At 31.0% G+C, this 13795-nt stretch carries 13 protein-coding genes; 11 read left to right on the top strand and 2 right to left on the bottom strand.

Translation table 11 applies throughout. The features are described 5' to 3' along the window. Window positions 1–122: 122 nt before the first annotated feature. Window positions 123–1187, bottom strand: a complete 1065-nt coding sequence (locus JJC03_RS04290; protein WP_235874060.1) for a hypothetical protein — start codon at window positions 1185–1187, stop codon at window positions 123–125. A gap of 346 nt (window positions 1188–1533) precedes the next feature. Continuing rightward, window positions 1534–2628, bottom strand: a complete 1095-nt coding sequence (locus JJC03_RS04295; RefSeq protein ID WP_235874061.1) for a site-specific integrase — start codon at window positions 2626–2628, stop codon at window positions 1534–1536. Between the two features lie 943 nt (window positions 2629–3571). Between JJC03_RS04295 and tssD (JJC03_RS04300) the strand changes: the two genes are divergently transcribed. The 11 genes from tssD (JJC03_RS04300) to JJC03_RS04350 all read left to right on the top strand — a co-directional run bounded on the left by tssD (JJC03_RS04300) (window position 3572) and on the right by JJC03_RS04350 (window position 13794). Beyond that, window positions 3572–3958: a type VI secretion system tube protein TssD gene (gene tssD, locus JJC03_RS04300; protein ID WP_088397403.1), complete on the top strand. Its 387-nt coding sequence runs from the start codon at window positions 3572–3574 to the stop codon at window positions 3956–3958. A 279-nt stretch (window positions 3959–4237) separates the two neighbouring features. After that, window positions 4238–4921: a hypothetical protein gene (locus tag JJC03_RS04305; RefSeq protein ID WP_088397404.1), complete on the top strand. Its 684-nt coding sequence runs from the start codon at window positions 4238–4240 to the stop codon at window positions 4919–4921. After that, window positions 4918–5628: a hypothetical protein gene (locus tag JJC03_RS04310; RefSeq protein WP_235874062.1), complete on the top strand. Its 711-nt coding sequence runs from the start codon at window positions 4918–4920 to the stop codon at window positions 5626–5628. The genes JJC03_RS04305 and JJC03_RS04310 overlap by 4 nt, the downstream gene beginning before the upstream one ends. Before the next feature lie 11 nt (window positions 5629–5639). Further along, window positions 5640–6026 (top strand): type VI secretion system tube protein TssD, encoded by a 387-nt coding sequence (gene tssD, locus JJC03_RS04315; RefSeq protein ID WP_088397406.1) that lies wholly within the window; start codon window positions 5640–5642, stop codon window positions 6024–6026. 51 nt (window positions 6027–6077) lie between these two features. Beyond that, on the top strand, window positions 6078–8162 hold the full coding sequence (locus JJC03_RS04320) for a type VI secretion system Vgr family protein (protein WP_235874063.1): 2085 nt from the start codon (window positions 6078–6080) through the stop codon (window positions 8160–8162). A gap of 6 nt (window positions 8163–8168) precedes the next feature. Then, entirely contained in the window at window positions 8169–8519 is a 351-nt protein-coding gene (locus JJC03_RS04325; protein ID WP_235874064.1) for a hypothetical protein, read from the top strand. A gap of 25 nt (window positions 8520–8544) precedes the next feature. Continuing rightward, entirely contained in the window at window positions 8545–8973 is a 429-nt protein-coding gene (locus tag JJC03_RS04330) for a hypothetical protein (RefSeq protein ID WP_235874065.1), read from the top strand. Beyond that, window positions 8904–9497, top strand: coding sequence for a hypothetical protein (locus JJC03_RS04335; RefSeq protein WP_235874066.1), 594 nt, complete (start codon window positions 8904–8906; stop codon window positions 9495–9497). Before JJC03_RS04330 ends, JJC03_RS04335 begins: the two co-directional genes overlap by 70 nt. Further along, window positions 9484–11220, top strand: a complete 1737-nt coding sequence (locus JJC03_RS04340) for a DUF6531 domain-containing protein (protein ID WP_235874067.1) — start codon at window positions 9484–9486, stop codon at window positions 11218–11220. Before JJC03_RS04335 ends, JJC03_RS04340 begins: the two co-directional genes overlap by 14 nt. Before the next feature lie 242 nt (window positions 11221–11462). After that, on the top strand, window positions 11463–12011 hold the full coding sequence (locus JJC03_RS17365; protein ID WP_508623372.1) for an RHS repeat domain-containing protein: 549 nt from the start codon (window positions 11463–11465) through the stop codon (window positions 12009–12011). Next, window positions 11932–13794, top strand: a complete 1863-nt coding sequence (locus tag JJC03_RS04350) for an RHS repeat domain-containing protein (RefSeq protein WP_309597744.1) — start codon at window positions 11932–11934, stop codon at window positions 13792–13794. Before JJC03_RS17365 ends, JJC03_RS04350 begins: the two co-directional genes overlap by 80 nt. Window position 13795: the final 1 nt, after the last annotated feature.

Below are 13795 nucleotides of genomic sequence, written 5' to 3' on the forward strand. Positions count from 1 at the left end.
TAATTTTTATTATAAAATCGGGACTGCATATAATTCTTTAAACAGCTTTATATTAATGTATTATGTGTCAATTTAATGTATTATAAAAATAAGATTGGGACTAAAAGAGGACTAAAGTATATTTAAAAAGAATGATAAGTAATTTTTGATGTAGCATTATATTTTTCTCGTTTACTTTTTTTATCTATGCTTTGACCTTCATCAAACCTATATAGCTTTCTTAAATACTTTACTCCTTTAGAATTGCTTTTATAAATTGGGTTGAAAATATTTGAATTTTCACATAATTGATAAAATTCTATAAAATCTTTTGCCTTACCGTACCATCTATTTTTTTCTTTTGATAGGTAATTGTTAGCAATCAATTTGTTTTCAAGTTTTAAAAATTTTTCTATTCCAGTTTTATTTTCAACTAGCCTTCCAATTAAAAATTCTCTTGGTTCAACTTCATCAGTATAACCTAAAAAACTTGATGAATTAATAGTTTTTATATAAAATTCCAATTCAAGTTCAATTTTTTGTTTAATAAAAAATAATGTTTTGTTTATGGTTTTTGATATGTTCTTCTTATAGTTATAGGCTCTTGAATTAATTACTTCATTATTTTTAATTATCGAAAGATTTAGTTTTTTCATAGTTTCAGACAAAAGTTTTAGTCTAAACTCAATGTCAATTTCTTGCCTTTTGATTTCACTAATAAAATAAAATAGATTGGTTTTGATGTATTCATTATCATTGAAGTTATAATAAATTATTTCTGAAAAATTACCTTCGTATTTATAGTTTTTAACTAATTTCAATAATTTTTCTTTTTCATTAGATTCGAGTTTTGAAAACATAATCATTTTTTTAGCAAGAATATTATTGTCTGAATCCCAATGAGATGGACTTAATTCATTACCAAAAGGTAAGGAGTTAGAAATGAAATATTTGTCAATATTTTCTATCTGGAAATAATTATAGGCTATATCTTTAACAGTTTTTTGAACTTCTTCTTCATTGTAAAAATTCAAATCTTTTATTTCAATTTTGTCAGTTTTCAGATATTTTTTTTCTAATAACTTTATATATTTAAAATTTGAAACACCAATGATCTCAGCAACAAACTTTACGATTGCTTGATTGCCGCCAATAATATAATTATGCAATTTTCTTTTGATTTTTTCTGTTCTTTCCGCTTCTCCCATTATAATTTAATTGTAAATTGTTTTAGGGTAAATTTATGTAACTCAAAAAATGATTTTCAAATCGGTTTTATTTATGATTTTGTAAATTTATTTAAGTCTATAGGTTTATAAAATTAAAATAATATCAGCTTATATACTTATGAATAGTTGTTTTTTTCCCAATGCGCTTTTAATTTCTTAGCATATTCTTTAGGTGTTATCTTTATATAGCTTAGGAATTGTTTTTCTGTGGTGTGTCCTGTGATTTTCATTATAGTTAAAGTGTCTAACTTTCCATAAAGATTGGTAGCAAAGGTTCTTCGGCAAGTATGACTTGAAATGAGTTCAAATTTTGGGTATTTCTTTCTTACTTTTCTGTGTATTTTACTTTTTTGTTGTTTTCGGTAATTTCAATTTTGTTTATTCTTGCGCCTTCAACCATTTGAGTTATTCCAGCCTTTTCCGCTACAATTTTTATGTACTTATTAAATTTTTGGTCACTAATCTGTCTAGGGAAATCCCCATTGCGTTTAGAAAGTATATTTTTTACTTGGTTGTGAATAGGTATAATTACAGGGAATTCGGTTTTTTTAGTAGTAAGACTAATAAAATCATCTTCATCAATATCGCTTTTATCGAGATTTAGCAAATCTGAAACTCTTAACCCTGTTCTTAACCCAATTATAAACCAATCTCTTGCATTGTCTAAATAATCAGCTTCGAATACACAGTTGTATATGTTGTTTATTTCTAATTCTTTTAAATATATGTCTTCTGTGGAGTTTGTAGGGGTATAAAATTCCGTAGATTTTACTTCGTGAGAAATCTTAATTTCTTTCCTATCTGCATTGTTGCAAAATAATTTTACATCATCAATATAACCTCCTATTGTGTTATTGTTCAAACGTTGTTTTTGTTGAAGATAATCAATAAACTTTGTGTGAAATTTTAAATTTATATCTACAATTTTAAGTTTGGTGTTTACTTCAGTTTGAAAATCATTGATTTTGTTTAGAGTGGTTTTGTAGTGTTGTATCGTTCTTTTTGCAATTGGCTTACCTAATCGGTTTCTTTTTGTTTCTGATTCAATAATAAAATCATCAATAAACTCGGTAAAGAATATTTTTTTCTTTTCCTCGGTATCTAAGTTTTGACGGTTAAAAAATAATTTGATTTTCGATTTTAACCAGTTGTTGTTTATAATAATTGATTCATCGCTAACTTTTGTGTTCTCGTATTCGTTTTTGAGATAGATTTTAAACTCACTTAATTTTTTGTTTGTGTCTTTGTAATTTACTAAAACAGTACTTAAAATTTCTTGTTTTGAATTACTCCAGCGGTCGGTAGGAGTTTCTAAGCCAGTACTAGCTTCGGTGTCGAAAACTTTACCTTGTTTGAATCTAACATAGATAGAAGAGAAATCGGAATTTGATTTTTTTAGTCTGAATAAGATTGATGCCATAAACTGAGAGTTTGAACAAATATAGTAAAATCTCTTTTATGTTTACCCCTAATTTTACCCCTAAATTTTTGAAATTTGATTAAATGTATTTTAGTTTAATTAAATTTAATTTGTTGTAAGTCTTTTGTTTTAAGGGTTTTTGTGAGTTAATTTGAATAATCTGATTTTAAGCAAATTTAAGGGTTATACTCCTATCACCCGCACAAAGCTCAAACGAAAGTTTGGGCTTTTTTATTCCTTTTACACAGCCAATCAAAAGACTGATCTACATTTCAAATCCAAATAAAAGTTATAGAAAAATTAAAATATACAAACACTAGATCCATCCTTTATTTTGTACCAGAATAAGTCTATTATCAACTAAATAGACCATTCAATATTTTATTTAACACCAATCCTTTTTATTTCTCAAATAATCAAGACAAACTTTAACCAAAAAGGTTTTACAAAACACAATAATTCCCTCCTTGATTCATCGTATTTAAAAAAATAGCTTTAAAACAGCACTTAGATTCATCAAAACCCCTTAACATCATATCATAAAATAATTTCTTAATACACAGTTTGAAACACTCAAAACAATAATCACCCAAAAAATCTTAAAAAATATTTTTTAATTCATTTTTTAACATAAAAACCCTGTAATTTCACTTAACGAACAACCTTTTTATATTCTTTAAAAAAAGCCTATATTAAATTTAATTAAAAGATTATTTGTTTGTTTTAAAATTATTTGTTAAATTTAATCCGTATATGTTTCCATAAGTGGTTATTATTAATAAAAAAATAAATATATATATACATGATACTTCAAGTAAAAAATAGTCTTTATACAATTGGTTGGTTCAAACCAAGGCTGACATTCAGAGTCATTTTTCACCCATTTCTCTTGCGTCCCTTTTGGGCATGCAATCCCTTTGTAATTTTTTAATTTTTTTATCATATGGCATTTAAAACTAAACTATCAGTAGCTGGAAAAGAGTACACAGTACTAAACGTAAATTATGCTTTATTTCAAGAAACTGATGCAACAGGCAGACCTTCTACCGTTACTAGAGGTGGTAAAATTGAATTAACTATTGAAGGAACAGCAGACACTTCTTTCTTTGAGTGGATGACCAATTCTTTTGAAAGAAAAGACGGTAGCGTAAAATTCTTCAAAAGAGATAGCGATGCTGTTTTAAAAGAATTAAAATTTTCAGAAGCATATGTAGTAAAATTCAGAGAAAACTTTGATTCTACAGGCGTAAACCCTCTAACTGAAACCTTCACTATTTCAGCTAAAAAAATTGAACTAGGAACTGGTGCTTACGAAAACGAATGGGTATAATCAACAAAAAAGAAGGTGTCCCAAAAGTCACAAACTAACACACCATCTGTCATTCAGACACAAGGAATACTCACATAAATTACAATGTGACATAGTTTGCTTCGCCTGTATAGGCGAAGCCCTTGTATCTTTCATTCAATCTACTAAAAACAAAGTAGCTGAACTAAGGCAAATGACAAGATTGTAAACTTTTAAGACCATTCTTTTTTAAAACATCATTTAAAATACAGTATTTCACAACAAAAGTTACACTCAAGACAATTTAAATACCTATACGATATGAGTGAAAAAATAGCTAAAGAAGCAGAAAAAATAGCTAATGATGTAGTTATAATGAACAGTTATAAAGACTTTTATGAAAATAAAGGATATTTCTTAACAAAAAATGGAGGATTAGCAAATGCCAAAAGAAAGCCCCTTCATTTTCCCTCAACTGCTAATGGCTTTAGCAAAAAATGGATGGATAGTTCTTGGTTTGTTCTAACACAAAGAAAGTATTTACTCCTATTAGCAAAATTTGATAAAGATAAAAAGGTAACAGATTCTGATTATTCCGCATTAAAAAAAGCCTATGACAAATGGGAATCAGGCTACTATGTAGTATTTTATGGAGAAGATGCTAAATGGTCTTGTAATCTTTTTGTAGGAGAATCTTTATTTATGGCCGGTTACGACATTCTATCAAACGGAAAATATCTATCTGCTAGACAAATATGGAATGGCGAAAAACTTAAATCTGTAAAAAAAGAAAACGTACAAAGAGGAGATATCGTAGCATTTGGAGGAACCCATGTAGAAATTGTAACACAAGTTCGCAGAGGACAATTATTTGAAGACGATGAGTTTTGCTCAAGAGGAGCAGGAAGAGGTGCTACTGGTAATGGAACTGAAAAATGCGACGCTGATACTTGGTGGGGAAGTCGAGAAATAGACAATGATAACATCAAATTTTTTAGACCTTGAAAACACATAAAATAATATTCTTTCTAGTTATTTTACTAATAACAACTTGTAAAAAAGACAAAAGTAAATATCTAGTAGAACTATATACAGATTCTCTTTTTACACAAAAAAAAGAATCCTTATCTATTGATAGCTTAGAACAAATCAAACAAAATGGTTTTGTTAAAATCTCTCAATACGATAACAAATCATCCGAAAAAGGTAGAATAATTAATGGAAAAAAAGTAGGAAAATGGAAAAAATACTTCAACCCATTAGACCAAAATAAGATAAGTGAAGAATGCACTTATTCAGAAAAAGGAGATCTGATTAATTACAAAATTTACGATTTAAAAACACAAAAAATCATAGAGAATAGAAATTACTCTAATGATAATTTAGTGGGAATTCAACAAGATTTTTATCCAACAGGAAAATTACATATACAATTTGAAACAGATAAAAACGGACGCTTTATTAATAATTACAAAGTACTATCTCAAAATGGAAAAGAAATCTACCAGTCCTTTTTAGGTGCAACAGGAACAGGTTATATTAAATACTATGACAAAGACAATCTTCTTATATGGGAAGGGCTCTTTAAAAACAAAAAAAAGGAAGGCTGGCATTACGAATACTTAATTGAATACGGAGGAAAAACAACAGAAAAACTATGTAATCAATACAAATCAGACAGCTTAATTCAAACAAAAACACAAAAATTTTAAAAAATTAACATATGTCATTTTTAGCTAAATTAGAATTAGATGGTAACATGTACAACATCTTAGAATGCAGGTACAATTTTACACAATCAATAGACAACACAGGAAAACCACAAGGAATGCCACAAGGAGGTGAAATATCCATTCGTATTGAAAGCACTGGAAAACCAGATTTCTTAGACTGGATGCTAGATCATAACAAAGCCAAAGATGGAAAGATAATTTTTTATCGTAGAGATGCTATGAGTAAACTCCAAGAATTACAGTTTGAAAAAGGCTACTGTGTTTACTTTGAAGAACATTTTACATCAGAAAGCAAAGAACCTTTACAAATATCAATTCGCATCGTTGCTAAAAATTTTGATGTAAACGGTGTATCACATGATAAAAATTGGAGATAATCCCTTTCTTTTAAAATTAAAGACATCTATTAAACCCTAAAAACTAAGCATATGCCACTTAAAGATACTGATCCAAAAAATCCAACACAAAATGGATTTGACCAAATCAAAACACAAATTGTAGAACATTCTACAAAAGCTGTAGAATCAGAAGTTACCCAAAAAGCTTCTGAACAATTATCCAATCCAGCTATTAATAAAATAATAGAAAACAAAGACACAATTAAAAACATAGGACAACAGTTAAGCAATCCAAAAACAAATGATTTTGAAAATCAGAGTGCAAATAACGGCTTTATTGGCCGATTAAATCATCCTGATGACATAAAAAAATATTTCTCAAAAAAAACATTTAAAGATTTTTTAAATGACAAAGACAGTCCTTTAGTTTATTGCACACTAAGCATAGACGGAAAAGATTTTCTTGCAAAAAACACCTACAAAGTTGAGTTAAAACAATTTACTAACGACCACGATAGCTTTGTTATTACCACACCTGATGACTCCTTAGATAGTTTTGAAGGTTATGTAATGGAAAATTCAAAAAATATATTAGGCAAAAAAGTCAGTGTTAACTTTCACCGTTTTGGAAGTATAACTCAAACATTTACAGGAATAATTGCTAATATTCGTAATAAAAAAGACGAAGGAGGAGGATACGGAAAACTATATATTACAGGATATTCACCCAGTATACTTCTTGAAAACGGCAAAGATTGTCAAAGCTATGAGAATAAAAAGCTAGACGAAATCATAAAACAAGCTCTTAGCGAATACAACGGAGAATTATCTATATCAACTAAAAACATTAACACTGATTATCCTATACCATATTGCGTACAGTATAAAGAATCTGATTACCAATTTATAAGAAGGCTCGCACACAGATATGGTGAATATTTTTATTACGATGGCGAAAGTCTAATTTTCGGAAATGAAATTAAAGAAACCATAGAACTTGGAGAAAACATCGATTTAATAGATATAGAATTTGAAATGATGATTAAACCTCAACATTTCAAATACCTATCGTATGATAGTATTTCAGCTGAAATAAAGGAAAAAGATTCTGATTCTTTAAAAAATAGCACTCAAAAAAAGACCAACCCCTTTCAACAAGTAGCAGTAGAAGCATCAGAAAAAGTATTTAAGAAAAAAGCCGAAATGCTATTTAATGCCACTTCGCAACAAACAGTAGAAAAGGACTTAAACGAAATGGCACGCCGTCAAAAAGAAAGTAGAGAACATACAATGCTAATAAGAGGTAGAAGCCGTGACCCAAAATTAAGAATTGGTGGAAAAGCAAAAATATCAGACATCAACGCTAAAGCTATGGAAACCTACCGTATTACAGAAATCATTCATTATCATGACGGTAATGAATATTATAATGATTTTGTAGGCATACCCGATATTTTTATTTCTCCTTATTTTGACGAAGACTCCTTCCCTACTTGCGAAGAACAAGCGGCAATTGTTGTTCAAAATGACAACCCACAAGGAATGATTAAAGTACAATTTCCTTGGCAAAAGAAAAAAGGATTAACTACTCCATGGTTAAGAGTTGTAACACCCTATGCTGGTAAAGGCAAAGGAATGCACATTATACCTGAAATAGGAGAAGAAGTAGTCGTAGGATTTGAAAACGGCAATGCTGAAAGACCTTTTGTTTTTGGAGCTATGTTTAACGGAAAGGCAAGCGCAGGAAAAGGAGGGGCAGGAAATCATATAAAAGGGCTACAAACAGCAAGCGGCAACAAATTACACATGAACGACAAAGATGGAAGCGTTAACCTAACAGATAAAGGAGGGGCTGATTTAACCTTTGACGGTGCTGGTAACGCAACACTTACCACAAATACTAGCATAACCTTTACCTGTGGTGGAGCTGAAATTAAAATGACCCATGATGGCACCATTGTAATTAGTGGTGATGTAAAAGTAAAAATAGATACAAAAGAAGCTGAAATAATAGGTTCAACATCCGTCAAAACAAACAGTGATTCAATTATTGAAGAAAAAGCACCTAAAATAGGCATTAATGGAGAAACAGAAGTTGCTATAGAATCCACAATCGTTAATGTAAACGGTTCTGCTACAACTAACGTAAAAGGAGGAACTGTAAACCTTAATTAATATCCTATGCAAACTAACGAACATAATCCAATTGCCATTAGAATTGGGAAAATTCAAAAAATATGGAAAGAAGAGGTTATTCCCTATCACTTCAAATACATTAATATACTTACATCTAATGATGATATGTCTATCATTGAAGGATTTTTAAAATTAGAAGCTTCTCAATATGGAACTCTACAAGCTGTTTTTCATATTATGCTCACTTCTTTTCATGATATACATTCTTTTTCATACCACTTAATTCAGCATTGGATAGAAGAATTTGAAAAAGAAAAACAAATTCATACCTCTTTAGACTGGAAAAATCTTGAACATATTAAAAATGAATTTTCTCTTTTAGATAAAAAAAAGTAATCATTGCCATACTCTTCTAGCAAAAATGATTGAAGATTATAAACAATGTTTTGTTCCTGATATTCCTTTTTATTTAGGAATAAAACCCATAGACATTTCTAATAAAAATGAACTTGAAAAATGGTTTGAATATTTTTTACCATTACTTCCAAAAGATGTAACAATACTTACAGTTGATGTACATGAAAAAAAGGATTATGAATCATTCTTAAAAATAGCGAAGGAAAAGGGCAAAAACATAATTATTCCTTCCTTAAATATGACAAGTGCATATAACGAACTAATGACACAAGGAAACCCCAGTGATCCACAAGTTGAATATAGAAAATGTATAATGGAAATGGGAAAAGCAACGGGAGAAAAAAACATAGAAAACCTACGTCATTGGGGAAAAAAACACTTAGCGTTACACAATCTACAGGTAATAGAACACTTTGGGCTTCTGCGCATATAGTCTATGCCGGTTTTTTACTCAATTTTTCTGAATACAATAGTATAGATAAGCTCCTTAATAAAGGTATACAAATTCTTTCAAGTGAAGAAAAAGAAGAAAACACCATGCTTTTACTACAGTTCTATACTATGAAAGCAACAACATATAACATTCAAAATGAAACTGAAAAAGCGATAGATTCTTTTATAAAACAAATAAACTTAGCAAAAGAAAAAAATATGCACTTTGCTCAAATTCAAGGTTACCTGTATTTATTTCTGATTGCTACACCTTCTAATATGCCTAACTATAAATTACATGTTAAAAACGCATACGAATGTGGGATAAAATTAGATCATGAAATGCTAAAATCTTTAAATTTTGGATTTATTGCAGATATTTATTTAGAGCAATGGGCAATAAAAGATCATATACTTTACAAAGAAACAGAAGAACAAATGCTCAGAATATATGGAGAAGAATGGCAAAAAACAATCAATCAAACTCGTTTAACAATAAAAAACAATAAAAATGTTATTAGCTAGTAATCATCTTACACTCGTGTTAGGAGTCGATATACATTTTACTATAATGGGAAATCCCTTTCATCCCTATATTGGTATTGTTATTGACCCTTTTGATTATATTCCCCATATAGGAAGCACAGTACATGTTAATAAAATTAAAAGAGCAAACTCTACTACACAAGGAGTCATTATTCCGCTATTTCATTTTGCTCTTTTTGGAGGTTTATTTGTAAAAGCCGTTCCTCCTGCACCTATTAGAATGGGAGAGTCTATGAATTTTTTTGGCTCACAAAACGTCTATACAGAAGGTGCTAGATTTACTCCTAAAGGCTTCTTTGTAATGACTTGTAATGATATAGGAGTGCCTTTATCATTAGCCCCTGGTAAATCTTGGAAATCATTAGTTCCTTCTTTATTTATGCCTCTAGCTGGATCCTTGCCTATTTCCTTTGGAGCACCTGTTAATGTAGGCCCTCCCTATGTTCCAGATTTTAAAGCTATGATTATGAATTTAGCTACAAGTATGGGATTTGGTTACTTATTAAAATACGGAGGAAAAATAGTACAAAAGGGAATTTCCAAGCTTAACAACAAATTTTTAAAACCAGGAAAACTTAAAAACTTTTTGTGTAAATACGGGTTTGAACCCATTAATCTTGTTAACGGATCTATTATTTATGAAGGGACTGATTTTGAAATCCCTTCTCCACAACCCATAAAATGGGAAAGACAATGGTACTCTGATTCAGAGTACAATGGTTGGCTCGGATATGGAGTACACTGTAATTACGATAGATGTATAGAAATAGACTATGATCTTGAAATAATAGGCTTAAGAATGGAAGACGGTAGAATCGTAACTTTCCCTTTTCTTGATCAAGGAGAAGATTTTTACTTAAGACAAGAAAAAATAAAACTAACCCGTTTTAAAAACCATTATCAAGCCTTTGACTATACCACCTTTACTACCTATATTTTTGATAGTTATAACGGTTATGACCAATACCGTCTTACCCAAATTATAGACAAAGCTGGTTTTACTACAAAACTCTACCTAAGCAGCGATCAGCTTATCATGATAGAAGACTGTGCAGGAAGAAAAATAAAAGTTTACAATAATGACCAAGGACTCATTATTAAACTAACTCTTATACAAGATAATACCGAAGACATTCTTGTATCCTATTCCTATGATCAAGATCAAAACATGATTCGTATTACTGATGCTTTACAAAAAAGCACTCATATAAAATACGAAGGACACCTAATGGTAGAAAAAACAGATCGAAATGGTCAATCTTTTTATTGGGAATACGACGGAAAAAAAACAGGAGCTAAATGCGTTCATACATGGGGAGATGATGGCTGGCAAGAAGGTTGGATACAATATTTCCCAGAAAAAGGATACAACCTTGTAAAAGATGCTAATGGAGCCATTACAACATATTATTATGAACCCAATCAACTGGTAACTCAAATTACGGATCCTCTTGGCAACAACCATTTTACTGAATATACTGAATATATGGAAATCTATCGTGAGATAGACCCAGAAGGCTATATGACGGGATATACCTATGATGATTTTGGAAACAAAACGAGTGTTGTATATCCAGATACTAGCACCACCCTATACTTGTATGATAAAGAACAACGCCTATCTATTATTGTAGACCCTGAAGGCAACCAAACCACTTATACATACAAAAAGACAAAAAATATTTACTCAACAGTATTATAGAACCTGATAACGGCATTACCCAATTAGATTACAATGAAAAAGGACTTCTTTCTGAAATTTTCAAAGAAGGAAACCGTTCAAAACTCCAGTATGATCAACAACACAACCTCATCTCCTTTACCGATAATCAAGGAAATGCTACCACTTGGAATTATAATTACAAAGGAGAAGTCATTAGTACACAAAGCCCTGGTAATAATCAACAAACATTTGCATACGATATTTTAGGAAGAGTAACCACTATTAAAGGAGCAGACAACAACCTTACAACCCTAACCTACAATGCTTATGACGAAGTTATAGAAGCTAATGATCAACACCATAGCATAAAATTTGAGTACACTCCACTAGGAAGCCTCCGCATGCGAGAACAAAATAAAACCAAAGTATTTTTTGACTATGACAAAATGGAACAGTTGGTCAGTATAACCAATGAACACAACGAAAAATACCGTTTTACAAGAAACAAAGCTGGACATATTACCCAAGAAGAAGGATTTGACACCCTTACTCGAAGATACGAACGGAATAATAACGGTTGGGTCGTACGAACACTAAAACCCGAAAACAAATGGACTGAATATCAATACGATGCTCTAGGACGAATTATCAGAGCCCAACATCATGATGGCACTTGGGAAACCTTTGCCTATAACAAACTAGGACAACTACTAGAAGCTAAAAACCAAGACATTACGATTCTTTTAGAACGTGACAAAATGGGACGAGTTACAAAAGAAACTCAAACCAGCGGTTTTAAAAAAAGACCAAGGCTTTGTTATAACATCTGAATACGACCGAAATGGAAACCGTATTAAAATGACTTCCTCATTAGGAGCAGAAGTACAAAACACTTATGATAAAAAAGGCCTTCTAAAAACAATTACAGCACAAACACAAGCTCTAAAAGAAGCACAAAAACAAGCTTGGGAAGCCCAATTAAAACACAATGCACTAGGACAAGAAATAGAACGAAGTATAACAGGAGGACTCATTATAAATATGCAGTATGACTCCGCTGGAAGACCCCTCTCTCAAAAAGTACAACGCGGACAAAAAGACACTTATCACCGTAATTACACTTGGAATGCTAACAATAGATTACTACAAACAATTAATGCTATTACAGGAGGACATATACACTATGCTTATGACAGTTTTGGCAATCTAGCCTCAGCACAATACGAAGACGGCAGTTATGATTACAAACTACCTGATGAAGTAGGTAATCTTTACAACACTAAAGATAAAAAAGACCGCATATACGCCAAAGGAGGTAAACTCATAAAAGACCAAAACTGGCACTACCTATATGATAGTGAAGGCAACCTACGTTTAAAAAGCAAACGTAACATAGCACAAATACAATTACAAAAACGAGAACAAGAAAAAGAAAAACCCAAAAAATTCTCCTTCTTTGTAGAAGAAATAAATGAAGAAAAAAACAACCCCAAAACACTCGATTATTACTTACGTACTGATATAAAGTACACTAAAGAAGACAAAGAAAACTATACAAAACTAAAAGAACAACAAGAAGTACAAGAAATTTCAAACCAACAATGGCAACGAGGCGATTGGGAATATACTTGGTATGCCAATGGTATGCTAAAAAGCGTAAAAAAACCAGACGGTACAATTATAACCATGGAATATGACGCTTTAGGAAGAAGAACAAAAAAGATTTATAATGAAAAAACAAATCGTTATCTTTGGGATGGAAACGTTCTTTTACATCAGTGGGAGTATAAAAAAGGGCAAGAAGCTCAAACCTCTGTGAATGATTTAGGAGAAGTTTATCTCAGCCAAAAAGAAGCTGTCGATGATTTAGTTACTTGGATCTATCAAGAAAGAACCTTTGTTCCCTCTGCCAAAATACAGGGAGAAGAACAATTTAGTATCATTTCTGACTACTTAGGAAGACCCGTACAATCATATGACCAGCAAGGTAGATTAGTTTGGCAAACTGATTATGATATTTATGGAAAACTTCGTAATTTACAAGGAGAAAAAACGTTCATTCCTTTTAGACAACTCGGGCAATATGAAGATCCAGAATTAGACGGGCTTTACTATAATAGGTTTAGGTATTATGATGCGAGTACGGGACTGTATTTAAGACAAGACCCCATTGGACTAGCAGGAAATAACCCGACGTTTTATGGGTATGTGAAGGATAGTAATGCAAAAGTTGATATTTTTGGACTTATGCCATCACCTGTAAACGTTGGTGATGTTGGTCCTTATAAAGATTTAGCAGGATTACCTGGAGACGGTCTAACCCCCCATCATATGCCACAAGATGCATTAGGACATATGCCAAGAGCTGAAGGAGGTTGTATTGTTATGCCTCACGACGAACACGTACAAACAAGAACTTATGGTGCCAAAGGTAGAGCGACAAAACAAGCAGATTTAGGAAGACCCTTTAAAGATGTTTTAAAAGACGATATAATAGATGTACAAAAAATAGCTCCTAATAAATACACTAAATCTTTAGAAGAATTAATAGAGTTTTATGAAAATAATGGTATGTTGAAAAAAGGAGAATTAAAACTAAGTGATTGTAAATAAA

Source organism: Flavobacterium oreochromis (assembly GCF_019565455.1).
In the GTDB taxonomy this organism is placed as follows: domain Bacteria; phylum Bacteroidota; class Bacteroidia; order Flavobacteriales; family Flavobacteriaceae; genus Flavobacterium; species Flavobacterium oreochromis.

Excerpts from the sequence above, each read along its gene's own strand:
- JJC03_RS04290 (WP_235874060.1), bottom strand. The coding sequence starts at position 1,187 with ATGGGAGAAGCGGAAAGAACAGAAAAAATCAAAAGAAAATTGCATAAT.
- JJC03_RS04295 (WP_235874061.1), bottom strand. The coding sequence starts at position 2,628 with ATGGCATCAATCTTATTCAGACTAAAAAAATCAAATTCCGATTTCTCT.
- tssD (WP_088397403.1), top strand. The coding sequence starts at position 3,572 with ATGGCATTTAAAACTAAACTATCAGTAGCTGGAAAAGAGTACACAGTA.
- JJC03_RS04305 (WP_088397404.1), top strand. The coding sequence starts at position 4,238 with ATGAGTGAAAAAATAGCTAAAGAAGCAGAAAAAATAGCTAATGATGTA.
- tssD (WP_088397406.1), top strand. The coding sequence starts at position 5,640 with ATGTCATTTTTAGCTAAATTAGAATTAGATGGTAACATGTACAACATC.
- JJC03_RS04320 (WP_235874063.1), top strand. The coding sequence starts at position 6,078 with ATGCCACTTAAAGATACTGATCCAAAAAATCCAACACAAAATGGATTT.
- JJC03_RS04325 (WP_235874064.1), top strand. The coding sequence starts at position 8,169 with ATGCAAACTAACGAACATAATCCAATTGCCATTAGAATTGGGAAAATT.
- JJC03_RS04330 (WP_235874065.1), top strand. The coding sequence starts at position 8,545 with ATGATTGAAGATTATAAACAATGTTTTGTTCCTGATATTCCTTTTTAT.
- JJC03_RS04340 (WP_235874067.1), top strand. The coding sequence starts at position 9,484 with ATGTTATTAGCTAGTAATCATCTTACACTCGTGTTAGGAGTCGATATA.